Origin of the sequence: Vibrio methylphosphonaticus (assembly GCF_023634655.1) — a bacterium.
GTDB lineage: Bacteria > Pseudomonadota > Gammaproteobacteria > Enterobacterales > Vibrionaceae > Vibrio > Vibrio methylphosphonaticus.
The window spans coordinates 1-26376 of sequence record NZ_JAMKMS010000012.1; the positions used below are offsets into that span (position 1 = coordinate 1).

General features: G+C 44.0%; 23 protein-coding genes and 2 tRNA genes. 15 read left to right on the forward strand and 10 right to left on the reverse strand.

All coding sequences use genetic code 11. The features are described 5' to 3' along the window. Positions 1-62 precede the first annotated feature (62 nt). The 3 genes from M9196_RS14490 to M9196_RS14500 all read left to right on the forward strand — a co-directional run bounded on the left by M9196_RS14490 (position 63) and on the right by M9196_RS14500 (position 996). Positions 63-139: transfer RNA gene (locus M9196_RS14490), tRNA-Asp, on the forward strand. 36 nt (positions 140-175) lie between these two features. After that, a tRNA-Trp gene (locus tag M9196_RS14495) sits at positions 176-252 on the forward strand. Between the two features lie 435 nt (positions 253-687). After that, entirely contained in the window at positions 688-996 is a 309-nt protein-coding gene (locus tag M9196_RS14500; RefSeq protein WP_250618249.1) for a hypothetical protein, read from the forward strand. Between the two features lie 29 nt (positions 997-1025). Here M9196_RS14500 and M9196_RS14505 read toward each other — a convergent pair whose 3' ends face one another. From M9196_RS14505 to rdgC, 3 genes are all read right to left on the reverse strand, one after another. Then, complete coding sequence (locus M9196_RS14505; RefSeq protein WP_250618250.1) at positions 1026-1280, reverse strand: YfhL family 4Fe-4S dicluster ferredoxin; 255 nt, start codon at positions 1278-1280, stop codon at positions 1026-1028. 1 nt (position 1281) lies between these two features. Beyond that, positions 1282-2667, reverse strand: coding sequence for a prephenate-dependent tRNA uridine(34) hydroxylase TrhP (gene trhP / locus M9196_RS14510; protein ID WP_250618251.1), 1386 nt, complete (start codon positions 2665-2667; stop codon positions 1282-1284). A gap of 137 nt (positions 2668-2804) precedes the next feature. Further along, positions 2805-3713 (reverse strand): recombination-associated protein RdgC, encoded by a 909-nt coding sequence (gene rdgC, locus M9196_RS14515; RefSeq protein ID WP_250618252.1) that lies wholly within the window; start codon positions 3711-3713, stop codon positions 2805-2807. Between the two features lie 194 nt (positions 3714-3907). Between rdgC and phoB the strand changes: the two genes are divergently transcribed. From phoB to M9196_RS14530, 3 genes are read left to right on the forward strand one after another with little or no spacing between them, the layout of a single operon-like run. Then, on the forward strand, positions 3908-4597 hold the full coding sequence (gene phoB, locus M9196_RS14520; RefSeq protein WP_042500693.1) for a phosphate regulon transcriptional regulator PhoB: 690 nt from the start codon (positions 3908-3910) through the stop codon (positions 4595-4597). 19 nt (positions 4598-4616) lie between these two features. Then, entirely contained in the window at positions 4617-5915 is a 1299-nt protein-coding gene (gene phoR, locus M9196_RS14525; RefSeq protein WP_250618253.1) for a phosphate regulon sensor histidine kinase PhoR, read from the forward strand. Further along, complete coding sequence (locus M9196_RS14530) at positions 5915-6886, forward strand: PstS family phosphate ABC transporter substrate-binding protein (RefSeq protein WP_250618254.1); 972 nt, start codon at positions 5915-5917, stop codon at positions 6884-6886. Before phoR ends, M9196_RS14530 begins: the two co-directional genes overlap by 1 nt. A 112-nt stretch (positions 6887-6998) precedes the next feature. Here M9196_RS14530 and ppx read toward each other — a convergent pair whose 3' ends face one another. Both ppx and ppk1 read right to left on the reverse strand, forming a co-directional pair. Then, on the reverse strand, positions 6999-8510 hold the full coding sequence (gene ppx / locus M9196_RS14535) for an exopolyphosphatase (protein ID WP_250618255.1): 1512 nt from the start codon (positions 8508-8510) through the stop codon (positions 6999-7001). Continuing rightward, positions 8482-10596, reverse strand: coding sequence for a polyphosphate kinase 1 (ppk1, locus tag M9196_RS14540; protein ID WP_250618256.1), 2115 nt, complete (start codon positions 10594-10596; stop codon positions 8482-8484). The genes ppx and ppk1 overlap by 29 nt, the downstream gene beginning before the upstream one ends. 273 nt (positions 10597-10869) lie before the next feature. On the opposite strand from ppk1, the gene M9196_RS14545 reads away from it, so the two are divergent. Genes M9196_RS14545 through phoU form a run of 4 tightly spaced genes read left to right on the forward strand, consistent with a single transcriptional unit; the run spans position 10870 to position 16306 of the window. Beyond that, positions 10870-13101: an ABC transporter permease subunit gene (locus M9196_RS14545; RefSeq protein WP_250618257.1), complete on the forward strand. Its 2232-nt coding sequence runs from the start codon at positions 10870-10872 to the stop codon at positions 13099-13101. A 20-nt stretch (positions 13102-13121) separates the two neighbouring features. After that, positions 13122-14768 (forward strand): phosphate ABC transporter permease PstA, encoded by a 1647-nt coding sequence (gene pstA / locus M9196_RS14550; protein ID WP_250618258.1) that lies wholly within the window; start codon positions 13122-13124, stop codon positions 14766-14768. Between the two features lie 2 nt (positions 14769-14770). Beyond that, complete coding sequence (gene pstB / locus M9196_RS14555) at positions 14771-15589, forward strand: phosphate ABC transporter ATP-binding protein PstB (protein WP_250618259.1); 819 nt, start codon at positions 14771-14773, stop codon at positions 15587-15589. Between the two features lie 15 nt (positions 15590-15604). Further along, a complete protein-coding gene (phoU, locus tag M9196_RS14560) occupies positions 15605-16306 on the forward strand; it encodes a phosphate signaling complex protein PhoU (protein WP_250618260.1) in 702 nt (233 codons plus the stop codon). Between the two features lie 72 nt (positions 16307-16378). Here phoU and M9196_RS14565 read toward each other — a convergent pair whose 3' ends face one another. The 4 genes from M9196_RS14565 to M9196_RS14580 all read right to left on the reverse strand — a co-directional run bounded on the left by M9196_RS14565 (position 16379) and on the right by M9196_RS14580 (position 19710). Continuing rightward, positions 16379-16858, reverse strand: coding sequence for a hypothetical protein (locus tag M9196_RS14565; RefSeq protein WP_250618261.1), 480 nt, complete (start codon positions 16856-16858; stop codon positions 16379-16381). Between the two features lie 182 nt (positions 16859-17040). Beyond that, positions 17041-17979, reverse strand: a complete 939-nt coding sequence (locus tag M9196_RS14570) for a LysR family transcriptional regulator (protein ID WP_250618262.1) — start codon at positions 17977-17979, stop codon at positions 17041-17043. A 131-nt stretch (positions 17980-18110) separates the two neighbouring features. Then, positions 18111-18872, reverse strand: coding sequence for a copper homeostasis protein CutC (locus M9196_RS14575; RefSeq protein WP_250618385.1), 762 nt, complete (start codon positions 18870-18872; stop codon positions 18111-18113). A gap of 229 nt (positions 18873-19101) precedes the next feature. After that, positions 19102-19710, reverse strand: coding sequence for a peroxiredoxin C (locus tag M9196_RS14580; protein WP_250618263.1), 609 nt, complete (start codon positions 19708-19710; stop codon positions 19102-19104). Positions 19711-19896: 186 nt separating this feature from the next. Here M9196_RS14580 and M9196_RS14585 point away from each other — a divergent pair, with 186 nt between their 5' ends. Further along, positions 19897-20802, forward strand: coding sequence for a hydrogen peroxide-inducible genes activator (locus tag M9196_RS14585; RefSeq protein ID WP_102471061.1), 906 nt, complete (start codon positions 19897-19899; stop codon positions 20800-20802). A gap of 104 nt (positions 20803-20906) precedes the next feature. On the opposite strand, the gene M9196_RS14590 is transcribed toward M9196_RS14585, so the two are convergent. Continuing rightward, a complete protein-coding gene (locus tag M9196_RS14590; protein ID WP_250618264.1) occupies positions 20907-21380 on the reverse strand; it encodes a CBS domain-containing protein in 474 nt (157 codons plus the stop codon). 258 nt (positions 21381-21638) lie between these two features. Between M9196_RS14590 and queA the strand changes: the two genes are divergently transcribed. The 4 genes from queA to secD all read left to right on the forward strand — a co-directional run bounded on the left by queA (position 21639) and on the right by secD (position 26372). Next, the gene (gene queA, locus M9196_RS14595; RefSeq protein WP_250618265.1) at positions 21639-22691 is read left to right on the forward strand and encodes a tRNA preQ1(34) S-adenosylmethionine ribosyltransferase-isomerase QueA; all 1053 of its coding nucleotides are present in this window, start codon (positions 21639-21641) and stop codon (positions 22689-22691) included. A gap of 168 nt (positions 22692-22859) precedes the next feature. Further along, entirely contained in the window at positions 22860-23993 is a 1134-nt protein-coding gene (gene tgt / locus M9196_RS14600; protein WP_250618266.1) for a tRNA guanosine(34) transglycosylase Tgt, read from the forward strand. Between the two features lie 170 nt (positions 23994-24163). Next, positions 24164-24493 (forward strand): preprotein translocase subunit YajC, encoded by a 330-nt coding sequence (gene yajC / locus M9196_RS14605; RefSeq protein ID WP_102471057.1) that lies wholly within the window; start codon positions 24164-24166, stop codon positions 24491-24493. Positions 24494-24515: 22 nt separating this feature from the next. After that, the gene (secD, locus tag M9196_RS14610) at positions 24516-26372 is read left to right on the forward strand and encodes a protein translocase subunit SecD (RefSeq protein ID WP_319946354.1); all 1857 of its coding nucleotides are present in this window, start codon (positions 24516-24518) and stop codon (positions 26370-26372) included. Positions 26373-26376: the final 4 nt, after the last annotated feature.

Consider the following 26376-nt stretch of genomic DNA (forward strand, 5'->3'; position numbering starts at 1 on the left):
CGTTGTTATCTTTTTAATGAAAGATGAGAACAAGAAATAGCATTATGCTGAATAGACACTGCGGAGTGGTAGTTCAGTTGGTTAGAATACCGGCCTGTCACGCCGGGGGTCGCGGGTTCGAGTCCCGTCCACTCCGCCATTTATTTAGACAAAGTTAAGTCTTTAAAACAACTACAGGGGTGTAGCTCCAATTGGCAGAGCAGCGGATTCCAAATCCGCGTGTTGGGAGTTCGAATCTCTCCACCCCTGCCATCTTCAAGGCTCTGACTTAGGTCAGGGCCTTTTTCATTTATACTTTTAAAGTAGCGTAATAAAAGATCTCATCCCTCCTTTTTTGAAGGCTTTTTGTTCGATATTCTTCTTTTTCGATTCACTCTGTCCAATAACCTCATTATGCTCAGTAACCTATTGATATATCGTTATATTTCTTGGCGCAATTCGTTAATTGCAAATGTGAACTTGACCTTGGCTAACTCCCTCCTAGTTTATCGTTATAGATACTTGTCACAAATAAAGGAATGCTAGGTCTCTCATTTTTGGGACTGGAGAAGTGACTTTTACTTGACTATATTTATCAGTAATTCAGTGGATTAGTTATCTGTCATTAGCCTTTCTGTCTCGGCTTGAGCTACTTTGCTGTTTTCCTTTGGTTGCGAGACTTTTAGAGTTTAGGTAAGGAATACCGTTATGACTATGATTTCAGCACGGCAATTTTCCCGTTGGCTGAGGGAGAGGTTTTCTTCAGAAAAAGAGGGAGTGATCTTGACGAGAGAGGACATAAACCAGCTTTCTGGTCGTCAAGGTTTCACATTGGGGTTTATCAATGATATTCACTACGAACTGATGCAGCATGGTATCGCTTTTGTTACCGATACTAGTAGGGAAAAGTTTTATTTAATCCCCATTAATTCTGCCGAAAATTGGCGTAAAAAATTGGAAATACAATACGAAAAAGAGCTGTACTGTAATGTGTTTCCTATTGAAAAATCAGGATAAAAAAAGCCTCCGAGCTGGAGGCTTTTTCTTTAGGCCATACCTTGAATGATGACGAACTTTTCTAAAAGCTCATCTTCTGTTTCCAGGTTATTTGGATCTGTGATGATACAGTTCGTTATAGGACAAACCGATTGGCATGTCGGTTTATCGTAATGGCCTTTACATTCAGTACATAGGGCTGGGTCGATTTCATAAATCTCCGCACCCATCGCTATTGCTTCATTCGGACACTCTGGGTCACACATGTCGCAGTTTATGCATTTTCCTGTAATTAACAGAGCCATATTATTTGCCTGTAGGGTTACGAGTATCCTGGCCAGCATTTAGATTGCGCATAAGCAATGCGAAATCTAGTTCCATATCCTCTGGAACTGGAATGAAGACAAAGTGACCATTACCCTTTGCATCGTCGATAACTTCTGACTTACGGTTTTCCATGATCTCTAGTTTAAAAATTACGTTACCCTGAGGAGTCATAATTTCTAAACTGTCACCGACGAGAAACTTGTTCTTAACTTCAACTTCCGCCAAAACGCCACGACGTTTGCCTGTAAACTCTCCAACAAACTGCTGAGCATCAGAAACTGAGTAACCGTAGTCGTAATTTTGATAGCTATCGTGAGTGTGGCGACGTAAGAAGCCTTCGGTATAACCACGATGTGCCAGACTCTCTAGAGTGCCCATTAATGTCTCATCAAATGGTTTACCAGCAACAGCATCATCAATCGCTTTACGATAAACCTGAGCGGTTCTTGCGCAATAGTAGAATGATTTTGTGCGGCCTTCAATTTTTAGAGAGTGAACACCCATTTTGGTCAGTCGCTCGACATGTTGAATAGCACGAAGATCTTTTGAGTTCATGATATAAGTACCATGCTCGTCTTCGAAGGCTGCCATTTTCTCATCAGGGCGGTGACTTTCAGAAAGAAGTACCACTTCGTCAGTGGGTTTTCCTAAGCCTAGAGTATTATCAGGACGCTCATCTTGAACTTCGATAGCACTTGCGCTGTTGGGATCGAATTCTTCGACAATTTGACCAGCGTCGTTTTCTTTACCTTTTTCAACATTGTATTCCCAACGGCAAGCATTGGTGCAAGTCCCTTGATTGGGATCGCGCTTGTTGATATAGCCAGATAATAGACAACGACCAGAGTACGCCATACAAAGTGCACCGTGAACAAAGACTTCGAGCTCTGTTTCAGGACAATGTTCACGAATCTCTTCAATTTCCTCAAGCGATAATTCACGAGAGACGATAACGCGTTCGACGCCGTTTGCAGCCCAAAATTTTACGGTTGCCCAGTTTACGGCATTTGCTTGCACGGATAAATGAATCGCCATATCGGGGAATGCTTCACGTACCATCATGATAAGACCTGGATCTGACATGATAAGTGCATCTGGGCCCATTTCAACAACAGGTTTTAAATCGCGAATAAAGGTTTTTAGCTTAGAGTTATGTGGTTGAATATTACATACCACATAGAATTGTTTACCAAGTTCATGGGCTTCGTTAATACCTATTTGAAGGTTTTCATGGTTAAACTCGTTGTTACGAACACGAAGACTATATCGAGGTTGACCTGCATAAACGGCATCGGCCCCATAGGCGAATGCATAACGCATATTCTTGAGGCTACCGGCAGGGGATAAGAGTTCTGGAGTAAACATTGCTAAAATCTCTATTCTGATTATAAGTCAGGGAAGTACCACCTGATGGTACTAAGGGGCGCAAATTCTACGCTAAAAGTGTGGGTATTCCAAGTGCAGAAATATGCCCGGACTAGCCGGGCATTGATTAGAAAGGATTATTGCTGTGGTAAGCCGCCAAATGCTTTATACAAGTCGGGTAAAAACGTACTTAATTCACCACATAATAGAGAAAAGTCAGCGTCGATTCGTGCAGCAGCATCTTCTCTAGGGATATCTTCGTTTTGGTCTTTGAGTTCGTCACTAAACTTCAAGCGCTTAATGCTGCCATCGTCAGCAAAAATAAATTCAATGCGTTCTTGCCAGTTAAGCGCGAGCTTGGTGACAAATTTGTTTGCTTCTATATGCCCAAGAATTTCATCACTAGATAGCTCTTGCTTTTTGCATCGGATGATACCGCCGTCTTCGAGTACCGATTTAAGTTCTGCTTCGTCTAGCATATTAAAACCTGCAGGTGTACTTGCGGTTTTTACCCATTCCGTCAGCGTATTTTCTATTGGCTGTTCTGGGAAGGCTGGCACAACAGGAAGGCTGCCCATCGTTTTTCGAAGTAGCGCTATCACATCTTCTGCTTTTTTAAAGCTACTTGAGTCAACAATAATGAAGCCATCTTTTGGCATGATAACCATATAGGTGAGGTTGCTTCGGCTAAATGCACGCGGCAGTAAATCAATAATAATGTCTTCTTTCAGGTCGTCTTTTTCTTTTTTCTTAAGTGGACGACCCTCTTGTGTTTCGAGCATGTCTACCTTGTTACTCAATGATTCCTTGATCACTGATGCCGGTAACATTTTTTCTTCTTTCTTAGCGCAAAGCAAAATACGGTCTTCAGATACATGAGTCATCATGTCGCCATGTTTGCCTAGTGCTGTAACCCAGCCAAACTTTTGTTTGTCCTGACTGCCACAGGGCGTGAAACGAAACTCTTCAAGCTGCTGTTCTAGCTTATCAGCGTTAAATTCAAGTTCCTTGTTGAAACGATAGACCAAACAGTTTTTAAACCACATATTACTCTCACATTAATAATTGAACGCTGCACATCATAGGCAATTTTGACCCGAATGTCTTAGCCTAAATATTGATTCTGACAATGGGATTTGTGCGAAACTTATATGAAAAATTGTTTTCAATGGTCACAAAAGTGTCATAATAATTACTGATAATGCATGCAGTTGATTAGATTCCATAAGGTTACGCCGTTATGTCTAGAAGGATCCTGGTTGTTGAGGATGAAGCACCAATTCGTGAGATGTTGTGCTTTGTATTGGAGCAAAAAGGCTATCAAGCCGTAGAAGCTGAAGATTACGATACAGCAGTCAACAAATTGGCTGAACCATTCCCCGACTTAGTGCTTCTAGATTGGATGTTACCAGGTGGTTCTGGCATTAATTTTATCAAGCATATGAAGCGAGAAGAGTTAACTCGCAATATTCCTGTTGTGATGCTGACTGCTCGTGGCGAGGAAGAAGACAAAGTCCGTGGTCTTGAAGTTGGTGCGGATGACTACATTACGAAGCCGTTTTCTCCTAAAGAATTGGTTGCACGTTTAAAAGCGGTCATCCGTCGAGTTACCCCTACGGCGTTGGAAGACGTGATTGATGTTCAAGGTTTGAAATTGGATCCGGTTTCCCATCGAGTAACGGCCAACGACCAACCATTAGATATGGGACCGACTGAGTTTAAGATGCTGCACTTCTTTATGACCCATCAAGAACGTGTCTATAGTCGTGAGCAGCTACTTAATAACGTGTGGGGTACGAACGTTTACGTGGAAGACCGCACAGTAGACGTACATATTCGTCGTTTGCGTAAAGCATTAGAGTCGGCCGGACATGATAAGCTGATTCAAACAGTACGAGGTGCTGGCTATCGATTTTCAACCAAAGGCTAGTATTGAACCGGAGAGGTAGATGGTTGAACGTTTAACATGGAAAAAGCTAGCTTGGGAGCTGGCTTTTTTTTACACCCCTTGGATTGTGGTTGGGTGGGTATTTGGTTATATGCCTTGGTTACTGCTTGCCGCGACGGTGATGCAGTTAGTTTGGCATCTGCATAATCAGCTGCGCTTATCGGCATGGCTTTGGGATGAAAAGCGCCTAACACCACCATCGGGAACAGGGAATTGGGAGCTGTTATTTAATGGTATTTACCGTTTGCAACAGCGACAAAGACGAAAGCGCAAAGAGCTGACAAACCTGATTCGCCGATTTAAAAACGGGGCGGAATCCTTACCGGATGCTGTTGTGGTTTTCCGCAGCGAAGGTAACATAGTTTGGTGTAACAAATTAGCGCAACACTTACTTGGTTTTCGATGGCCTGGCGATTCAGGTCAGCCCATTTCAAATCTAATTCGCACACCAGATTTTATAAAGTACCTTAATAAAAACGACTTTTCTGAACCCTTAGAAATGCCTTCACCTTTGAATGTGGAGCGGATGCTGGAATTGCGTATCGTACCTTATACCGAAGGTGAGCATCTTATGGTTGTGCGTGATGTCAGTCAGTTGAAGCAGCTCGAAGGCATGCGTCGCAACTTTTTTGCGAATGTGTCTCATGAACTGCGTACTCCGATGACGGTATTGCAAGGTTACCTTGAGATGACAGAAGACCCTGACATGATCGTTGGGCCGATGTGGACAAAAGCACATGGAGTGATGACAGAACAACTGAATCGTATGAACAGCTTAGTTAATCAGCTACTCACCCTTTCTAAGATCGAAGCGGCTCCGATGCATGAATTAGATGAAGTGGTTAATGTACCTGCGATGCTAGATATCCTTGAGAAAGAAGCGGTCAGTTTGAGTGGCGATGACGGTCACGTTATTAAGTTTGATATTGATAATCGCTTGCGGGTGTTTGGCGACGAGGATCAGTTGCGTAGTGCTATTTCTAATCTTGTCTACAATGCGGTTAAATATACACCGCCAGGTGCAGGCGTAACCGTCCGTTGGTATCAGTCTTCACAAGGTGCCTGTTTAGATGTTGAGGATACTGGGGATGGTATAGAAGCCCAGCATTTGCATCGACTGACCGAGCGCTTTTACCGAGTGGATAAGGCTCGTTCACGGGATACTGGTGGTAGTGGATTAGGCTTGGCGATCGTAAAACATGCCTTGTCGCACCATGACTCTCATTTGGAAATCCATTCTGAAGTGAATGTGGGGAGTAAATTCTCCTTTATTCTGCCCGAACGATTGGTTGTCAGTTAATGTTTAACACTCCACGTATCACCCTGTGGGTTAGCTTGGTGCTGACTTCACTTGGTGCGGCAGCTGCTGAGCTGCCGCACTATCAAAAAATACCAGGTGTATCGGGAAACTTGTCTTCGGTGGGCTCCGATACCTTATCTGGAATGACAACCCTATGGTTAGAAGAGTTTAAGACGATCTATCCCAATGTAAATGCTCAAATCCAAGCATCGGGTTCATCGACTGCTCCTCCAGCTCTTGCTGAAGGAACTGCGCAGTTTGGTCCTATGAGCCGAGCAATGAGGTTACAGGAGGTCAGTGCTTTTGAGAGAGAATATGGCTATAAGCCAACGGCACTTAGCGTTGCAATTGATGCGATAGGGATTTTTGTTCATAAGGACAACCCTATTAAAGGTCTCAACTTTGAGCAGCTTGATAGCATTTTTTCAGCCACATTACGATGTGGAGGATTAGCCAGTGTGCAGACATGGTCAGAATTAGGCGTTGAGAGTAGTTGGAATCAACGAGCAATTCAGATGTTTGGTCGTAACTCGGTGTCAGGAACTTACGGTTTCTTTAAAGAGAACGCATTGTGTGGCGGTGACTTCAAGCGAAATGTCAATGAACAACCAGGCTCAGCTTCGGTCGCGCAATCGGTCGCTTCATCGGTGAATACTATCGGTTATTCTGGTATTGGTTATCAAGTTTCTGGAGTGAGGCTTGTCCCCATTGCGAGTCATGGGAATAGGTATGTTCTCCCTTTGCAAGAGCATGTCTTGTCTGGGGATTATCCGCTGTCACGTTATTTATACATTTATGTAAATAAAAACCCTAATAAACCTCTGGAGCCAATAGAAGAAGCGTATATTCGTTATATATATTCTCATGAGGGGCAGCGTATTGTAGAAAAAGATGGTTATGTGCCTCTAACTAGGCAGTTTGTTGAACATGAGCTGGCGAAAGTGGGGTTAAAACTCGATCCAGAGCTATAGCGCTTAACAACAGCGGATGAACGCCGGTCACGTACTGGTTAAGTAATGCTGCCAGTCCTTCTAAGCCTTACGCTCCCTACTCGGAATGAGAGCATCATCAAAAATGTTAGCGTTACGATAAAGTGAGTGTCCAACCAACCATTTGCCAATAGGTTTGTTCGCTCTGCAGGTCAGCATGAAGTAGTTTGTTGTTTATTAGCCAGTCTTCCTCTGTGCTCGACAGTACCCAGTTTCCATTGTCTTGGACAATTAACCGCATCGTTGGTTTAGGCTCGTCACTTCTTTGACCATTAAGGATAATGGAGAGCCTTAGTACGCGGATAAGTACTTCTAAGTGCTTTTTCTTATACAAGGAGAACTCAGGTAACTCTTGTAGTTTTAGCTGTTTTCGTTGGAAGCGAGCTAATGTTGCGAGCACGAGTTGCTCTTCACTGTTAAAGCCAGGCATCGCAGTGTATCTAAGTACATAATTAGAGTGACGATGGAAGCCTTGATAACTAATACTAAGTCCTACTTCATGAAGCAAAGCCCCCCATTCGATTAGGCTGTAAAGTTTACTTTTCTTTTTCAAGTTGAAAGTATCGTGAAGTTGATACAAAAAATCTCGAGCTTGGATTCGGACGTTATTAGCATGTACCATATCGACAAAATGCTTCTTGGCGAGGTTTTCTGCTGTACGCATACGTATGTCTGCGCGTTGCAGTTGGTCATCCATTTCATAGAGTAGCCCTTCCCGTAGAGCGCCCGTTGAAAAATGCATTTCATCTAAGGATAGACTGTCAAAAATGGCGGTTAAGATTGCGACGCCAGCGGCAAAAACGGGTTGTCTTTCAGGGGTAAGACCGGAAAGCGATACCTCAGCTATAGAATCGTAATCACAGAGCTTATCAATCAACTTGTGTAGGCGCTTAAGGGTGATGACTCCATCATCGTAACCCATGCCAACTAACACCTCCTTAATTGCCTTAATAGTGCCAGATGAGCCGAAAGCTATTTCCCAACCTAACTTTCTATAGCGCGGAGCTAGAGCTTCTAGACGCTGCTGAGCAGATAAAATGGCTTTCGAGAAATTTTTAGAAGAGAGTTTACCGTTGTTAAAGTACTTTTTAGTGTAACTGACGCACCCCATTTGCGTGCTATTAAGCAAAGTGGGTTGAAAGGTTTCGCCAACAATGAGTTCAGTGCTCCCGCCGCCTATATCAACAACGAGCTTTGAACTAGACTCAGTCTGGGTGTGCGCAACACCAGTATAAATAAGTCGAGCCTCTTCTTCGCCTGGGATAATTTCAATCGAGAAAGGGAGTACCTCTTTAGCTCGCTGAAGAAAAGCGGCACTGTTGTTAGCGATGCGTAAGGTGTGTGTGGCTGCAATACGGACGTTAGCAATATCGAAGCCATGAAGTCTTTCTGCAAACATAGCGAGGCACTCTAGTCCTCGCTCAATCGCGTCATTGTCGAGATTATTTTCAGGATCTAGCCCCAACGCGAGGCGAACCCGTTGTTTATGCCGGCTGACAATCTGTAAATCTTGGTCGACAACTTTTGCAACCACCATGTGGAAGCTATTGGACCCTAAATCGATGGCAGCGACTTGCTTATTGGTGTCTATGCTGTTCAAACTCATCTTCTAACCGTTGCTTATTGGTTTTTTTTGTTTGTTTCTCTACGTGTTTAAGATAGTCGTAAATAGCAATTTGCGAACGTACTTTCTTTTTGTTGCCACGTGAAACATAACTGTTACTCATCTCTTTGTCGATACGGCGAGCTTTGACGGTGTCGGTGAAGTGGATATTGATAATGTCGATAATGCGTTGTTTTAGACGCTCATCCTTTACCGGAGTAGCGACCTCAATACGATGGTCAATATTTCTGGTCATCCAATCGGCGGATGAAATAAATACTTTCGTATCGCCATTATTATGAGCGATAAGTACTCGCGGGTGCTCAAGGAAACGATCAACGATACTAATTATGGTGATATTGTCACTTATCCCTTCTAGTCCAGGAACTAAGGAACACATTCCCCGAACTATCATATTGATTTTTACGCCTGCTTGGCTTGCCAAATAGAGTTTGTTGATCAGCCCTTTATCAGCCAAGTTGTTAAGCTTTAGTGTTAAGCGCGCTTTTTGTCCTGCCTGTGCATTAGCTATTTCATTGTCGATGAGTTGGTAGAGTTTGTTGCGAGAGTTGCGCGGAGAAACAATGAGTTGTTCAAATTTGACCGGACGATAAGGGTTTTCAATATAACCGAAGACATTTCTGACTTCATCAACAATGCCTTGGTCGGCGGTCAGTAGCGAGAAATCGGTGTAGAAACGCGCGTTCTTTTCATGGAAATTACCGGTGCCAATATGGGCATAACGTACCATCTTGCCTTCTTCTAGACGGCTAATGAGCAGTAACTTTGAGTGTATTTTTAGCCCCGGAGCACCGAAGATTACTTGGACGCCGTTATCGGTGAGAACTTTTGACCATTCAATATTCGCTTCTTCATCAAAGCGGGCTTGCAGCTCTACCACCACAGTGACGTTCTTGCCATTGTGGATCGCATCAATGAGAGAGTTCATTAAGCGCGAATCTTTAGCGACGCGGTAAATGTTAATTTTGATGCTTCGTACTTTCGGGTCAAAAGAAGCCTGACGAACCAGTTCAGTGACATGTCCAAATGAGTGGTACGGAAAGTGAAGTAAGATATCTTGTGCGCGGATGGCGTCAAATTGATTGTCATAACCATCGAAATCGGCACATCGCAACGGAGGTAATGGCTTATTTTCTAGGTAGTCACGCCCCACATTAGGGAAGCTAATGAAGTCTTTAAAATTATGATAACGGCTGCCTCCAATTAAACTGTCGTAATTAGAAATGCCAAGCTTTTCACAAAGATAGGTTAGCATTGTGTCGGGCATGCCTTTTTCATAGACAAAGCGGACAGGCATTGCGCTTAGGCGTTGATTCACACCTTCAGACATCTGTTCGAGTAGGCTGTGTTCTATTTCGTGGCTTAGATCATATTCGGCGTCGCGCGTCATTTTGATCGAATAACCATTTAGTTCGTCAAAATCAAAAAAGCCGCGGAAGATGTCATCCAGACAATAACGGATGATATTGTCGAGTAAAATAATGGTCTTTCGGCGTTCGCCTTTTTGCTCGGGCACCATTACAAAACGAGGGAGATGATCGGTCGGGATCTCGAGTAAGGCATATTGCGATCTCTCCCCTTTTTTTATATCCACCCCAATATAGGCGTACTCATCCTTCAAAAACTGTAAAACGTCAATGTCATCTTTAAGCAACAATGGTGTGAGGTGAGAGAGTACTTTTTTCTGGAAGTACTTTTGAATCCACTTTATTTGAATTTCAGTCAGTTGAGTTTCGTTGACGAGGAAAATACGCCGACGTGCCATTTCTAAAATAAGTTCATTGTAGAGCTCATCAAATTTAAGATTTAGCTTACGTGCCTTACTCTGCATCTTAGAGAGAAGGCGTTTGGACTTATCATTATTGCCACTTTCTTGATTGATCAAAATGCGACGTTTGACATCTGAGAATCGAACTTTATAGAACTCGTCAAGATTATTGGAGAAAATACCTAGAAAGCGGATCCGTTCTATCAGTGGGACGGTTTTATCAGCCGCCTCTTGTAGGACTCGCTCGTTAAATGATAACCAGCTCAGTTCCTTTTCAACATAGAATTTATCTGCACTCATAGGATCAACCATTGTTAGTGCCCTTGATAGGGCGGGATAATAAAATATAAACCGTGCACCTTAGTTGGCATATGTGACATTTTTATGGAAGTTCTAAGAAAACCGATGACAGTTTATGATTTTCAGTACCTTAGAAGCTGTGTAATATAATTGTCACGTAAACGACATATTATGTTGAGGCATTTCGTGCAAGCTTGTATTTTATCCCATAATCTAACGTGGGACGGACTCCCCTTAGAGCCTCAAACATCATCAAGAGATAGAATGTAAATTATGGCAAACGCCAGCTTTTCATTGCATACCAAAGATCGTAAACGTCAGATTCAAGATCGGCTTGCGCGTGGGATCGTCTCGTTTGGCGGTCTTAGTGTACTTGCCGGATTGATCTTTATTTTTGTTTACTTAGCTTTTGTCACACTCCCTATTTTTTCCGGGGCGACCAGTACGTGGTCACAGCCTGTACCAATGACTCTCAATCCCCCTATTATAGCGTCGGTTGTTGATGATAATGCTGAGAATGTGCGTTTCTATACCCAAGACGGGTTGGTTACCCAGCAGTCTTTGGCAACAGGAAAGAGCACGACAGAGCGATATGCCGATGATAATCATACCGTCACCGTCTCATCTAAACTGTTAACTTTGACTCGTAATAGCAATGAACTGACCGCTTTTGAACCTTCTATTATTCAAGATGGAAATAACGATACGCTAGCGCCACATAAGCAAAATGAGAAGGCGTGGATCACAGCGACCACAGATCAACAACCGATAGAATTAGTGTCAGCGGCGCTGAATAACAACATGATCTCTTTTGTTACTCTTGATCGGTTAGGGCGAGTTCACCTTATAAAAGATGCATTGGCGATTGGCGCTACTGCAACGGAACAGACAGCGGTTGCGACGTCTTTAAATCGATTTGATAATCAAGCTGAAATACAAAATAGCATCATCACAACGTCCTTTGCTCTTCCTGAGATTGAGCAAGTCCTATTAACGCCTAGTGCCGAAGTTGTGTATGCGCGAGCAGCGAATGAGTTGTATGTATTAGTGTTGCAGGATAGAGAATTAGTAGTGAGAGAAGTGGTGGATTTGTCCGTCGTTTCCCAATCACCAGTGATGAGTATGGAACTGCTTTCTGGCGCGTATTCTTTGCTGATTCAGTATCAAAACCAACAGATCTGGCAGTGGTTTGATGTGTTGGCCGATAGAGAGCGAACGTTGACACCCATTCGCTCGTTTGATATTTCAGCGCCTATCGAACGAGTACTTCCGGAAACCTTGAGTAAAGGTTTCTATGTTCAACTGGCTAATGGTGAATTGGAAGGACACTACACAACGAGTGAAAAAGCCCTTTCAAGCATACCGCTCCCTAGTGGCGATATACACAGCATTACATTATCAAGTAATAATCGCTATGCCGCGTTATTGATTGATGATGCGCTACATGTCGTAAAAATAGAGAACAATCATCCAGAAATTTCGTGGAGCGCTCTGTGGGGCAAAGTATGGTATGAAAGTTACCCTGAGCCAGAATTTGTGTGGCAGACCACTGCTGCCAATGATGACTTTGAAGCAAAATTCAGCTTGGTTCCTATTGCGTTCGGTACGCTTAAAGCCGCCGGGTTTGCCATGCTATTTGCCGTGCCTATTGCAATATTCGGTGCGATTTATACCGCTTACTTCATGTCGTCAAGTATGCGTAAAGTCGTCAAACCAACCATTGAGCTGATGGAGGCGCTTCCAACCGTCATTATTGGTTTCCTTGCTGGATTGTGGTTTGCCCCCATCGTTGAAAGTCATTTGCCAGCTGTCATGATGCTGCTTATCTCTTTACCATTGTTATCCTTGGCGACTGGCGTTGTCTGGTATTTAATCCCAAGAAAGCTAACGACAAAGTTACCGAGTGGCTTACACCCTTTTACCCTAATTCCTGTCATCATAGCCGCCATTTATCTAATGATGACCTATTCCTATGACATGGAGGTATGGTTGTTTGGTGGGGATGTCAGAGTCTACTTAGCTCAGCATGGTATCGATTATGACCAGCGCAATGCCTTAGTTGTTGGATTTGCAATGGGCTTTGCCGTAATACCGACGATCTTTACCATCGCCGAGGACGCTATTTTTTCCGTGCCAAAGCACTTATGTGATGGTTCTCTAGCATTAGGGGCAACGCAGTGGCAAACCTTATTATATGTAGTGCTGTTGACCGCGAGCCCTGGGATATTTTCCGCCGTGATGATGGGATTAGGGCGAGCGGTAGGAGAGACCATGATTGTTCTGATGGCAACGGGGAATACTCCTATTTTGGACTGGAATATTTTTGAAGGAATGAGAACTCTCTCTGCCACGATGGCGGTAGAGTTACCCGAGTCTGATGTAGGCAGCACTCACTATAGGTTACTGTTTTTAATCGCGCTGATTTTGTTTAGCTTTACATTTGTGGTGAACTCTATGGCCGAATGGGTGCGACAACGATTGAGAGATAAATACAGTGCACTGTAAGCAGAGTAAGGAAGCACTCTATGTTTAAGTGGTTTAAGTCTGGGGCCCCGTGGGTCTGGCTTACTGGCGGTGCGGTGAGTATCAGTTTGATCTCGGTATTGGGCCTATTATTACTGATAGGCTGGAAAGGGTTAGCGTATTTTTGGCCAGCCCCTTTATATCAATGGCAAGATATCAATGGCGAGCGCTTAATCGGGCAAGTGTATTCGGAAACATGGGTCTCGACGCATGCCATACCGAACGCTAGTGACATTTTGCCAGCATCGATAGTCGAATCCGGTAAAGTGAAGCGTTTGAGTATAAAAATAGCCAACCGAGATCTCTATGGAATGGATTTTTTATCGGTGCTTCAGCCCGAACTCTATCAACAACAGACCCCAGCAGAACTTGTTGTTATTGAGCGTTCAAGAGGCGGCAATTTTTTTGGTGAAATTACCGCGTTTAATACTGTTGATGGTGTCGTCGTGTCAGATATTTCGCCGCGACTTGAGCAAGCTTTGATAGACGCTCAGCAGACTCGACAAGATATTGATACGATCATAGAGCGCAAGATTCGAGGTTTAGGTCATCAACTGGAGTCCATGCGGTTAAAACAGCGTAGAGATGCGTTAAATGGTGCATTAACCGAAGACGCTTCTACGAAATATGAACAGCAAAAAGTGATAATTCAACAGCAACTTGCGCAGCATGAATTGGAACTAGACGCATTAAGAAAATCCTTAAATAGCCAAGTTTTAGTTGTGACGGATATGAAAGGGGAGAGCGTCGAAATCCCGCTAAGTCGTATTGTCGATTTTTGGTATCCCAATCAGATGTCATTGTCTGAAAAATTGGTTCACTGGGGTGGACAAGTTTGGAAATTTTTATCGGACGAGCCACGAGAATCTAACTCTGAAGGCGGCGTATTTCCCGCTATTTTTGGTACGGTTTTATTGGTCTTGATAATGTCTGTATTGGTGATGCCACTTGGCGTTATCGTTGCGCTGTATTTGCATGAATATGCCGAAAATAATTGGCTAACTCGATTGATTCGCGTAGGCGTCATTAATCTCGCTGGTGTACCTTCTATTGTATATGGGGTTTTTGGCCTTGGCTTTTTCGTTTATACGATTGGAGGGTCAATCGACTCGCTGTTTTACGCAGAGCGTCTGCCGGCACCAACATTTGGTACACCGGGCCTGCTATGGTCGGCATTGACTCTCGCGATACTCACACTACCTGTGGTTATTGTAACTACGGAAGAAGGGTTAAACCGGATCCCAATCTCAGCAAGGCACGGCTCGCTAGCATTGGGAGCGACGCAGTTTGAGACGATTTGGCGAATTGTGTTGCCTATGGCTAGTCCTGCTATTATTACAGGATTGATACTCGCTGTTGCTCGGGCAGCAGGTGAAGTTGCCCCTTTAATGTTAGTTGGGGTAGTGAAATTGGCGTCGAGTTTACCCGTTGATGCTCAATTCCCATTTTTGCACTTAGAACGAAAGTTCATGCATTTGGGCTTTCATATTTATGATATTGGTTTTCAAACTTCCAATATTGAGGCGGCACGTCCGCTGGTTTACGCCACCTCTTTTTTATTGGTGACAGTGGTTGTTGGGTTGAATTTAACGGCAATTGCTATTCGTAATAATTTAAGAGAAAAATACCGAACGCTAGGGCAAGATTAACGATGTTTTCTATCAACCAAACTTTAGGTTATCCCACACCACTTGACGTCAATGATCTCACCGATGATCAAACGGCTCTTGAAATAGAGAATCTAAACTTGTTCTACCGCAGTACACAGGCATTGCATGATGTATCGATGCGAATCCCTAAAGGACAAGTGACAGCGTTTATCGGCCCATCTGGGTGTGGAAAGTCGACGCTACTGCGCTGTATGAATCGCATGAATGATTTGGTTGAAGGCTGCACCGTACAGGGAGATGTGCGACTGCACGGCAACAATATTTATCACCCTAAAGTCGATGTTGCAACACTGAGAAGGCGAGTAGGGATGGTATTTCAACGCCCTAACCCTTTTCCTAAATCGATTTATGAAAATGTTGTCTATGGTTTACGTTTGCAGGGAGTGCGAAACAGTCGTAACTTAGACGATGCTGTTGAGCGTTCGTTAAGGGCAGCTGCGCTATGGGATGAGGTGAAAGATCGCCTGCATGAAAATGCGTTCGGTTTATCTGGAGGGCAGCAGCAGCGGTTAGTCATTGCTCGTGCCATCGCAATTGAGCCAGAAGTATTATTGCTTGATGAACCGACTTCTGCGCTTGACCCGATTTCAACCCTGACTATTGAAGAGCTGATCAACGATTTAAAAAGAAAGTATACGGTCGTGATGGTGACTCATAATATGCAACAAGCGGCGAGGGTTAGTGATCATACCGCGTTTATTCATTTAGGAAAGCTGGTAGAGTACTCGGATACCGATTCCATTTTTACATCACCGTTGCAAAAACAAACAGAAGACTATATCACTGGTCGTTACGGATAAGGGAACACTACACACATGCACTTTGGTCGTCATATTTCAGGTCAGTTTAATGCGGAGCTTGAATCCATCCGTACTCACGTTCTCACAATGGGAGGGCTGGTGGAGCAACAACTCTCGTTCGCATTGCAGGCGCTGCATACGGACGATATTGACTTGGCTAAAAAAGTGGTTCATGACGATCATAAAGTGAATGCCATGGAAGTATCGATTGATGAAGCATGCACCCGTATCATCGCTAAACGTCAACCGACAGCAAAAGATCTGCGTCTAGTGATGGCTATAATCAAAACGATTACTGATTTAGAGCGAATTGGAGATGTTGCTGCACGTATTGCCAGAGTGGCGATTGAAACGCCTTCCACCAATGAGCAGAGCTTTCATGTTTCCCTAGAGCCATTGTGCCGTCAAGCGATCAGTATGTTGCACCAAGTACTTGATGCGTTTGCGCGTATGGATGTCGATGCTGCAGCTGAAGCGTATAAACTGGATGATAAACTCGATGCTGAATATGAAGCTGTGATTCGTCAGTTAATGACGTACATGATGGAAAACCCGAAGAATATTCCAAGCGTATTACAAGTGATGTGGTCAGCGAGAGCAATTGAGAGAGTCGGTGACCGTTGTCAGAATATTTGTGAGTACATTATTTACTTTGTGAAAGGCAAGGACGTTCGCCACCTTGGTGAGCAGAGCATTGACGACTTACTTAACTCATGATGGTTATAATTTAACGGATAGTTTTTAGCCTCTAGCCCATATTATGAGCTAGAGGTGGCGATAGTCGCAACGCTAGAAACGCAGGATGAAGCCTAAATTCCAGTTTGATAGAATGTCGGCTGGGATATAGGTTTGTTGGTTATCGAATACATTGATATCCAGTCCTGTTCTTACCCCTAAATTATCCGTAATTTGGTAAACGTAATTGGCACCAATGCTAACACCAGTTGCACTGCGGCTCTCTTCTCTTTTGCTTCCATCGTACTGCACACCACCAATACTGACCTGAAAACCATGAACCGCGGCTTGACCAAACATTTGTTGTAGTCCGATTCGGTAACTATGTAGTTTTTCATCATAGATATTACTGGCGTAGCGAGTTTGCCCATAGTCAAAGAAGACCGCATCAAATCCCAATGTATTTGGCAAACCAACTTGAAGGCCCACGCCGCGGTATGCGCCAATTTTTAGCTCTGGGGACACTTGAATCGTATGAGCATTGGTCAGGAAAGGAACTGCGAGTAAACTAGTAACTAATAGAGCTTTATTCATCGTAATCTTAACCATATAAGTAAATAGGAGTTAACTTCTCGTCGTTCCGTTGACTTAAATAGAAGATGCGGCTTAGTGTAAATCTATGAATAATTAGAGACTAACTAGTATTGCTTATGACTGTCATAAGAAGGATGTAGGAAAGCACCGAAGGGAACGACTCCCGGGGGTATTGAGGAGGGTTAGTCAGTATTTATTAGTATCTGCCGCTCAATCGCGTCAATCAGCACTGAGTCTAACCATTTTCTAGTAGGTGAGTTTCTGTCTTTAGTGTGGGTGTAACTATAAAGACTGTAGCGTGGGATGGTGTTATTAATCTGAATGGCAATGGAGCGTAGTTCTGGAAAATTCTTGATTGGAAATAGGTTGGAATGAGGTAGGACGAGATCGGTGTTACGCACGACATCAATGAGGGCAAGCAAGACTTCAGAACGAAACCCTACGCGAGTCTTACAACCCAGTGAATTGAGAATATTGGCGGCAAGGCAGACGTTATCGTTAAAACCGGGTAGTAACTGAGAGGCAATCTCAACGCCATCAAAAGACTGTGGTGTTGTAGTGCTTTCAGTTACGGGGTGCTCTTGCCTAACAATGGCTCGGCCTTCAATTTCTGTTAATCGGTTTCGCGCTATTTCTTTCGAAATGCCATCTAAATCGTAATGAACACCATAAAATACATCCCCCTTTAAGACATCGTCACTGGTGCTGATTCCCCAATTAACCAACTCAATATCGAGATTGGGTGCATCGTGACGTAGTGCTGTAAACAATGTTCCAGTAATAGTAGAAAGGATATGAGGGGAGAGGGCTATCTTCATGGTTCCTGATAACTCTTCAGGTGAAAACTCATTGAGCTTCCCCAATGCTAGCTCTAGATTATTGAGGTGGGGGCTGATGACACGTTCCAAGTTTATAGCAAAGGGTGTTGGTGCTATACCGTTTCTTACCTTTACAAATAGCTCGTCATCAAAGTGGTCTCTGAGCTTCTGCACGGTTTGACTTATCGCGGGTTGCGAAACAAATAACCGTTCAGAGGCTTTACGCATGTTTTTTTCTTGCATGAGAACAATAAATGTACGAAGTAAGTTTAGGTCAATGTTATAGAAATTATTGTTTAGCATCGTAATGTGCTCTCTGACTCATTGGTATGTCGTTATTGAATATAGAGTGAAAAAATCTCGTTAAAGATAGTCACTATAATACAGTCGCCTCACAATCAGGCACTGGCTATTCTCAGAGCTATAACATGCCCCTAGGGTTTGTTAATGGCGGCTCGAATCTTCATGGCGGTATGGTTAATAGTGTTCTGATCCGTAACAGGCACGACGTAGTCGTCAGTATCTTCTGCGCCCATTTTTGCTTGTGGAGCGCGGAACGACATCGCACTTTGTCGAGTAGTTTTTCCAGATAAATGAAGTTCAGTGATGCCTGTTTTAGCGATGATGTGCGCGACGTTGTCTGGCGATATTCCCGCCCCTGCCATGATGCTGATGCGCCCTTTCGCTTGCTGGTGTAATTTTTCCAAACATTCAATACCGGCAAATGCGGAGTTTGCTAAGCCTGAGGTGAGCACTCTTTCACAACCAAGATTGATAAGTTGCTCAAGCGCCTCTACCGTATTGCTGCACTGATCAAAAGCACGATGGAAAGTGACGCCTAAGCCAAGCTGCTGCGCCTGTGAAATCAAAGTCGTTAAGTTGTCGATATCTAGGCGGCCATCTTGTGTCAAGAGGCCCAATACCACGCCATCCATCCCCATATTGGCGGCAATGGTGATATCTTGGGCCATTATTTCTACTTCGGGCGCGCTATAGAGAAAGTCACCTTGTCGCGGGCGAACCATAGCATAAACAGGAACTTGACTATGTTTAGCGGCTTGCATCATAAATCCCGCGCTGGGAGTTAGACCACCTAAAGCCAAAGAGGAGCAAAGCTCTATACGAGTAGCACCGCCTTCGACGGCGTATAATAGTGACTCAATATTATCGATACAAACTTCAAGTTGGTAGGTTATTAGTTGACTGGTCATAGGAAAGCCCGCGAATTCAAGAGACGATTAATATAGCCTTCTCGGGATGGAGATACTAGCAGGAGATGGGTATCACAGGGCAACAAATGAGAAAAGCCCGAGCAAAACTCGGGCTTGGATTCGGCTAACTGAAATTCTCTTCAATGATTGGCTGCGGTTTCCGCTTTATTATTTCCAACCATCAACCCCGTGAGCATGGGGCGGAAGGTTTCAATTATTTAGATAGGTCTTCTGCGTGCTCAGATAGGAATGCTGCAACACCTTTTGGAGATGCGTCCATACCTGCTTTGCCTTCTTCCCATTGTGCAGGACAAACTTCACCATTCTTCTCGTGGAAGTTGAGTGCGTCTACCATGCGTAGCATTTCATCAATGTTACGACCAAGTGGAAGATCGTTCACTACTTGGTGACGAACAAGACCGTCAGCATCGATTAGGAAAGAACCACGGAATGCAACGCCAGCTTCTGGGTGCTCTACGTCGTATGCTTTGCAGATTTCGTGTTTAACATCAGCAACTAGAGGGTACTTAACTTGACCGATACCGCCATCTTCGATAGCAGTGTTACGCCATGCGTTGTGAGAGAACTGAGAATCGATAGAAATACCGATAACTTCTGCGCCTTTAGCTTGGAAATCAGCTAGACGGTTATCAAATGCGATAAGCTCAGATGGGCAAACGAACGTGAAATCTAGTGGGTAGAAGAAAACAACTGCTTTTTTACCTTTAGTGAATTCAGCGAAGTTGAAGTTATCAACGATTTCGCCGTTACCAAGAACAGCTGCTGCAGTAAAGTCTGGGGCTTGACGACCAACTAGTACCATTTTTTTGCTCCTAAAATAGGTTAATTCAAACCGTGTTCGGTTTGGTCCGTGTTTGTACGAGACAAACTATAGTACACATTGTAGTATTGAAAAAAGCGAAATTAATAGATTGATTTAATCGAAAAAAGCGATGAGCTAATCTGACTCATTCCTTTTTTGATAGTGTGTTAAAAGCAGGCAATAATTATGAACAAATGGCCCAGTTTAAAACAAATTCACTACCTCGTAACCCTGAATGAAACTCGACATTTTAGTGAAGCGGCAGAGCGTTGCTTTGTTAGCCAATCGACCTTGAGCAAAGGTATCCAAAACCTTGAAGAGCTCATTGGTTGCCCGCTGTATGAGAAAAAAGATAAGAAAAGCCCATTAGTATTCACCCAAGCGGGTGAAATGGTGGTAAAGCAAGGTAGGGAGTTGCTTGCGAAAGGGCAAGACCTAATGGAATTAGGTAATTATTGCCAAGGTGACGCCATGCAAGGACAGATCAAACTTGGTTGCATTCCAACGATTGCGCCGTTTCTATTGTGTGATTTAGTGCAAGAGGTTAACGCTCGCTACCCGCAGCTTAACTTACTACTGAGAGAAGATACGACCTCCAACTTATTAGCCGCCTTGAAACACGGTGAGTTAGATGTGCTGATTCTCGCTTTACCAATGGAAATCGGGAATATGGAGAGCTGTATTGTTGGGCAAGATCCGTTCAAAATGGTCATAAGCCGAACTCAAGCCGATCGCATTCGAGTGCCAATTAAGTATGATGATCTACCGGATGAATCGGTATTCTTACTAGAAAATGAACACTGTTTAACCGAGCATGCTGTGTCAGCTTGTAAGTTGACCAAAAAAGAAAAAATCAACCCGTTTAGTGCAACGAGTTTGCACACTCTTGTACAGATGGTGGCAAACGGTTTGGGGACCACATTTATTCCCCAAATGGCGATTGAGCATGGGTTATTAGATAACCAGAATTTGATAGTTATCGAGCCGCCAGGTCAGCAAGCACATAGAGAAATCGGCTTGGTCTGGCGCCCTAGTTCGTCAAGGCGAGAGTCTTTTATGCACTTAGCAGATGTGGTTTCAGGGTTGCTGTAGTACTCGGGAGGCTCAGCCGTAGAATCGAGTAGGCATCGTTATTGTGGGTTGGTATATAAGAAATATACCAACCATCTTGTTGTGTTTTAGATGACGTTGTTAAACTATGAAGGCTCGGTAGTTTGCTGAATCACTTCAACTTCTGTCTCTTCTGGTTCTACTTCGTCTTGCAATTCGAGTAAATTAATCGCAATAGCGACAAAGTCACTGTCTGTGATGATGCCCACTAATTCTCCTTTTTTGACCACGGGCAAACAGCCTACTTTATGTTTTTGCATATACACGGCACTTTCACGAAGCCCCGCTCTGGGTTCAATCGTCATGATATTGACATGCATAAAGTCGCTAATAGGTGTTGATGATGTATAAGATTGGTCGCTTGGAATGCGTTGTAAGATGGATTCTTGTACGGCGAACAAGTCGCGTTGGGAAATAATGCCTAACAGTTGTTTGTGGGCATCAACGATAGGGATATGCCTGATATCAAGCGCTTCCATCATGTGCTTAGCATCGGCGAGAGAGTGAGACCGCAATAGGGTGTGAGGGTTGCGGGTCATCATATCTTCGACCTTAATCATATAGGGCCTCCAACTCAGTGTGAATGTCTACCTTAACTATAGAATTTTCGACGCATTAAAGCTGAGAACTTGGTCGTTATTTGATGCGAATCATTAAAATTAGATAGCAAAAATGAAGTCGCAGTCACGCACTAATATTTTGCTCGAAAATCCAGCATGATCACCCTTGTTCAACTTGCTATTCCATGCCGTAAGCCTATACTTAGCCGCTGCGAAATTTTTCGTTCTTTATGTCATAGATCAACAAAGATGGGTGTTATGCAAGTTTCAGATTTTCACTTCGAGCTACCTGATGAGCTCATCGCTCGTTATCCCACAGCTGAACGTAGTGCGAGCCGATTATTACAGCTCACTGGTAATACCGGTGAAGTAGCGGATAAAACCTTTACTGATATTGCCAGCCTTGTTCAACCCGGTGATCTACTGGTGTTTAACAACACTCGAGTTATCCCCGCGAGAATGTTTGGACGTAAAGCGTCTGGCGGAAAATTGGAAGTATTGGTTGAGCGCATGCTTGATGACAAGCGTCTATTAGCTCATGTTCGTTGTTCTAAATCACCAAAAGTAGGCACAGAACTGCTTCTTGGTGAAAACGATGATTATCAAGCTATCATGGTAGCAAGACACGACGCATTGTTTGAAATTGAAGTTCAATCGGACAAAACGGTGTTGGAAGTGTTAAACGACATCGGTCACATGCCATTACCTCCTTATATTGATCGCCCTGATGAAGATGCTGATAAAGAGCGTTACCAAACGGTTTACAATGAGAAACCAGGGGCTGTAGCAGCCCCAACCGCTGGGCTTCATTTTGATGATAAAGTCTTGGCCGACATAAAAGCGAAAGGGGTGAACTTCGCTTACGTGACTTTGCATGTGGGTGCGGGTACCTTTCAACCCGTTCGCGTCGATAATATTCACGATCACCACATGCATTCCGAATATGTTGAAGTGAGCGATGAAGTGGTTAAAGCGATTGCTGAAACCAAAGCAAAGGGTGGCAGAGTGATTGCCGTTGGCACAACATCGGTGCGCTCTTTAGAAAGTGCAGCCCAAGATGCGAAAGCGAAAGGGACAGAACTCGCGCCATTTTTTTGTGATACTGAAATTTTCATCTTCCCAGGCTATGAGTATCAAGTTGTTGACTGCCTAGTCACCAATTTTCACTTGCCAGAATCGACCTTGATCATGCTAGTGAGTGCATTTGCTGGTTATGACAATGTGATGGCGGCATATCAGCACGCCGTGGATAACCAATACCGTTTCTTTAGTTATGGTGATGCGATGTTCATCACTAAAAAAGTAAATTAACGAGCGGCAAAACAAGTTTATTTTCACTCAAGGAGCCAGTGAGAGTTTAGGTAAGGATTACCATCATGCAGTTGGCAGAAATGTCGGTGCAATCGAGTGCGACAAGCTACGCTTGTTAGTGCGTTTTGATATTGAGTCAGACTGTGTCTCTGGCGAATTGGAGGCTTCGTGAAATTACAATACGAACTTAAAAAGAAAAATGGTCACGCTCGTCGTGGTCAATTAACGTTTGAACGTGGGACAGTGCAGACACCTGCATTTATGCCTGTGGGTACTTACGGTACAGTGAAAGGCATGACGCCGGAAGAAGTGAAAGATACTGGAGCAGAAATTTTGCTTGGTAATACTTTCCACCTTTGGCTTCGTCCTGGTCAAGAAATCATGAAGCTGCACGGTGACTTGCATGACTTTATGAACTGGCACGGCCCAATCTTGACAGATTCAGGCGGTTTCCAAGTATTTAGCTTAGGTGCAACGCGTAAGATTACTGAAGAAGGTGTCCATTTCCGTAGCCCGGTAAATGGTGACAAAGTCTTCATGGACGCTGAAAAGTCAATGGAGATTCAAAAAGATCTTGGCTCTGATGTGGTGATGATCTTTGATGAGTGTACGCCATATCCTGCGACGCATGATGAAGCGAAGAAATCTATGGAAATGTCACTGCGTTGGGCACAGCGCTCTCGTGATCACTTCGACAAGCTAGAAAACACGAACTCGTTGTTTGGTATCGTTCAAGGGGGTGTTTACGAAGATTTACGTGATGTTTCTGTTGAAGGTTTAACGAATATTGGCTTCGACGGATATGCGGTTGGTGGTCTAGCAGTAGGTGAACCTAAAGAAGACATGCATCGTGTTCTTGAGCACACAACACCAAAACTTCCAGAAGATAAACCTCGCTACTTAATGGGTGTAGGTAAACCGGAAGATCTCGTTGAGGGCGTTCGTCGCGGTATCGATATGTTCGACTGCGTTATGCCAACGCGTAATGCACGTAATGGTCACTTGTTTGTCACTGGCGGCGTTATCAAGATTCGTAATGCGAAGCATAAAACGGATACTACGCCACTGGATCCTGAATGTGATTGTTACACTTGTAAGAATTACTCAAAAGCGTACTTGCATCATCTTGATCGCTGCAACGAAATTTTGGGTGCACGTCTGAACACGATTCACAACCTTCGTTACTATCAACGCCTGATGGAAAGTATCCGTAAGTCGATTGACGAAGACCGTTTTGATGAATTTGTTCAAGAGTTTTACGCACGTCGCGATCGCGAAGTAATACCAATTGATATGAAATAATTGGTTAATTTTAAGGCTATCCTTGCAACTGGTAACAAATTCTAGCGCTGGGTCACACTTTTTGTGCTCTGAATAGGCGAAGAAACATTGAGTTACGGTTTGCTTCTTGAAAAGATAAGGGGATAGCCCAATTTTGGATATGTATTTACATTTAACGAGGATGTTTTCCAATGAGTTTGATTAGTTCAGCTTACGCTGCTGAAGCCGCTCCACAAGGCGGTGGTTTTGAAATGTTGATTATGCTTGGCATGTTTGCAGTGATCTTTTACTTCATGATCTACCGCCCACAAGCAAAGCGTACCAAAGAGCACAAAAACCTAATGTCATCTATGGGCAAAGGCGACGAAGTGCTAACGAACGGTGGTCTAATTGGTAAAATTACCAAGATTGCTGAAGACAACGACTACATTGCTATCGCGCTAAACGATAACAACGAAGTGGTTATCAAGAAAGATTTCATCACTGCAGTGCTACCAAAAGGTACGCTGAAGTCTCTATAAAAACAGCTAAAGGATCCTCGCTGTGCTAAACCGTTATCCTCTGTGGAAGTACTTAATGGTGATTTTCACCATTGCTATCGCAGCATTATATGCGCTTCCCAACTTATACGGTGAAGATCCGGCTATTCAAATTACAGGGGCGCGTGGCGCCTCTGTTGATATGTCGACGCTGGATACTGTCACTCAAGCTCTAGGTGAAGAGCAGCTCTCTTATAAATCCATTGCCCTAGAAAATGGTTCAATCTTGGTTCGTTTCAACAATACTGATGTTCAGATCGGTGCGCGAGACGTAATCAGTGAAGCTCTAGGTCAAGATTCTATAGTTGCCCTTAACCTTGCAGCTGCAACGCCTCATTGGCTTGAAGCGATTGGTGCTGCGCCAATGAAACTAGGTCTCGATCTGCGTGGTGGTGTCCACTTCTTGATGGAAGTCGACATGGATGCAGCCATGGAAAAGCTGGTTGGTCAACAAGAAGAAGCCTTTCGAAGTGAGTTGCGCGAAGACCGTATTCGCTATCGCTCGATTCGCCCTTCTGGAAAGGATGCAGTCGAGGTTTTACTTCGAGATGAAGCGCAGCTTGCGCAAGCATTAGCATCGTTAGAGTCAAAGCATCCTGACATGGATTTTTTTGATTCCAACACCAATGGCCGCTTCGCTATTGTGGCTCGCTTTAAAGAAACCCGCCTACAAGAAATTCGTAATTATGCTGTCGAGCAGAACATTACCATTCTACGTAACCGTGTTAATGAGCTTGGTGTTGCTGAACCATTAGTACAGCGTCAAGGCGCGAGTCGCATAGTGGTTGAGCTTCCTGGTGTTCAAGATACGGCAAGAGCTAAAGAAATCCTTGGTGCAACGGCAACGCTTGAATTCCGAGAAGTTGATAGCAGTGCCGATTTAGCCGCGGCGGCGAGTGGCCGCGCCCCTGCTGGCAGCGAAATCAAGTTTGATCGTGATGGTCGTCCTGCGGTTCTGAAAAAACGTATTATCCTCGGTGGAGCAAGCATTACTGATGCGAGCTCAAGCGCGGATGAATATGGTCGCCCACAAGTTAATATCTCACTGGATAGTGAGGGTGGTAACAAAATGGCGGCGTTCTCTCGTCAAAATATCGGCAAGCTAATGGCGACGGTATTTGCAGAGTACAAAGATAGTGGTAAACGCACGCCTGAAGGCAAAGTCATTCTTGATAAGCATGAAGAAGTTATCAACCAAGCAACGATTCAGTCAGCGCTAGGTCGTAACTTCCGTATTACCGGTATCGACTCAGCAGCGGAAGCGCATAACTTAGCATTATTGCTTCGTGCTGGTGCCTTGATAGCGCCTATCTCGATTGTTGAAGAAAGAACTATTGGTCCATCAATGGGTCAACAGAATATCGATATGGGTATCATGGCGTGTATTACCGGTATGATTGCTGTGATGCTGTTTACGCTTATCTACTACCGTGGTTTTGGTCTTTTTGCTAACTGTGCCTTGATGGCAAACATCGTTTTAATTATCGGTGTGATGTCGATGATTCCTGGCGCGACAATGACGCTCCCTGGTATCGCCGGTATTGTACTGACGGTCGGTATGGCGGTTGATGCAAACGTACTGATTTTTGAGCGAATACGGGAAGAGTTAAGAGACGGACGTAATCCTCAACAAGCGATCCAACAAGGCTACGCAAACGCATTTAGTACGATTGCCGATGCCAACATTACGACGCTAATTACTGCCATAATTTTGTTTGCTGTCGGTACGGGTGCCATCAAAGGCTTCGCTGTGACACTTTCAATCGGTATTATTACCTCTATGTTTACCGCAATCATTGGTACTCGCTGTTTAGTGAACCTGGTTTATGGCGGCAAGCGCGTTAAAAAATTGTCGATCTAGGAAT

What these genes read in the sequence shown, in the direction of transcription:
- M9196_RS14500 (WP_250618249.1), top strand. Translation starts at nt 688, where the DNA reads ATGACTATGATTTCAGCACGGCAATTTTCCCGTTGGCTGAGGGAGAGG.
- M9196_RS14505 (WP_250618250.1), bottom strand. Translation starts at nt 1,280, where the DNA reads ATGGCTCTGTTAATTACAGGAAAATGCATAAACTGCGACATGTGTGAC.
- trhP (WP_250618251.1), bottom strand. Translation starts at nt 2,667, where the DNA reads ATGTTTACTCCAGAACTCTTATCCCCTGCCGGTAGCCTCAAGAATATG.
- rdgC (WP_250618252.1), bottom strand. Translation starts at nt 3,713, where the DNA reads ATGTGGTTTAAAAACTGTTTGGTCTATCGTTTCAACAAGGAACTTGAA.
- phoB (WP_042500693.1), top strand. Translation starts at nt 3,908, where the DNA reads ATGTCTAGAAGGATCCTGGTTGTTGAGGATGAAGCACCAATTCGTGAG.
- phoR (WP_250618253.1), top strand. Translation starts at nt 4,617, where the DNA reads ATGGTTGAACGTTTAACATGGAAAAAGCTAGCTTGGGAGCTGGCTTTT.
- M9196_RS14530 (WP_250618254.1), top strand. Translation starts at nt 5,915, where the DNA reads ATGTTTAACACTCCACGTATCACCCTGTGGGTTAGCTTGGTGCTGACT.
- ppx (WP_250618255.1), bottom strand. Translation starts at nt 8,510, where the DNA reads ATGAGTTTGAACAGCATAGACACCAATAAGCAAGTCGCTGCCATCGAT.
- ppk1 (WP_250618256.1), bottom strand. Translation starts at nt 10,596, where the DNA reads ATGAGTGCAGATAAATTCTATGTTGAAAAGGAACTGAGCTGGTTATCA.
- M9196_RS14545 (WP_250618257.1), top strand. Translation starts at nt 10,870, where the DNA reads ATGGCAAACGCCAGCTTTTCATTGCATACCAAAGATCGTAAACGTCAG.
- pstA (WP_250618258.1), top strand. Translation starts at nt 13,122, where the DNA reads ATGTTTAAGTGGTTTAAGTCTGGGGCCCCGTGGGTCTGGCTTACTGGC.
- pstB (WP_250618259.1), top strand. Translation starts at nt 14,771, where the DNA reads ATGTTTTCTATCAACCAAACTTTAGGTTATCCCACACCACTTGACGTC.
- phoU (WP_250618260.1), top strand. Translation starts at nt 15,605, where the DNA reads ATGCACTTTGGTCGTCATATTTCAGGTCAGTTTAATGCGGAGCTTGAA.
- M9196_RS14565 (WP_250618261.1), bottom strand. Translation starts at nt 16,858, where the DNA reads ATGAATAAAGCTCTATTAGTTACTAGTTTACTCGCAGTTCCTTTCCTG.
- M9196_RS14570 (WP_250618262.1), bottom strand. Translation starts at nt 17,979, where the DNA reads ATGCTAAACAATAATTTCTATAACATTGACCTAAACTTACTTCGTACA.
- M9196_RS14580 (WP_250618263.1), bottom strand. Translation starts at nt 19,710, where the DNA reads ATGGTACTAGTTGGTCGTCAAGCCCCAGACTTTACTGCAGCAGCTGTT.
- M9196_RS14585 (WP_102471061.1), top strand. Translation starts at nt 19,897, where the DNA reads ATGAACAAATGGCCCAGTTTAAAACAAATTCACTACCTCGTAACCCTG.
- M9196_RS14590 (WP_250618264.1), bottom strand. Translation starts at nt 21,380, where the DNA reads ATGATTAAGGTCGAAGATATGATGACCCGCAACCCTCACACCCTATTG.
- queA (WP_250618265.1), top strand. Translation starts at nt 21,639, where the DNA reads ATGCAAGTTTCAGATTTTCACTTCGAGCTACCTGATGAGCTCATCGCT.
- yajC (WP_102471057.1), top strand. Translation starts at nt 24,164, where the DNA reads ATGAGTTTGATTAGTTCAGCTTACGCTGCTGAAGCCGCTCCACAAGGC.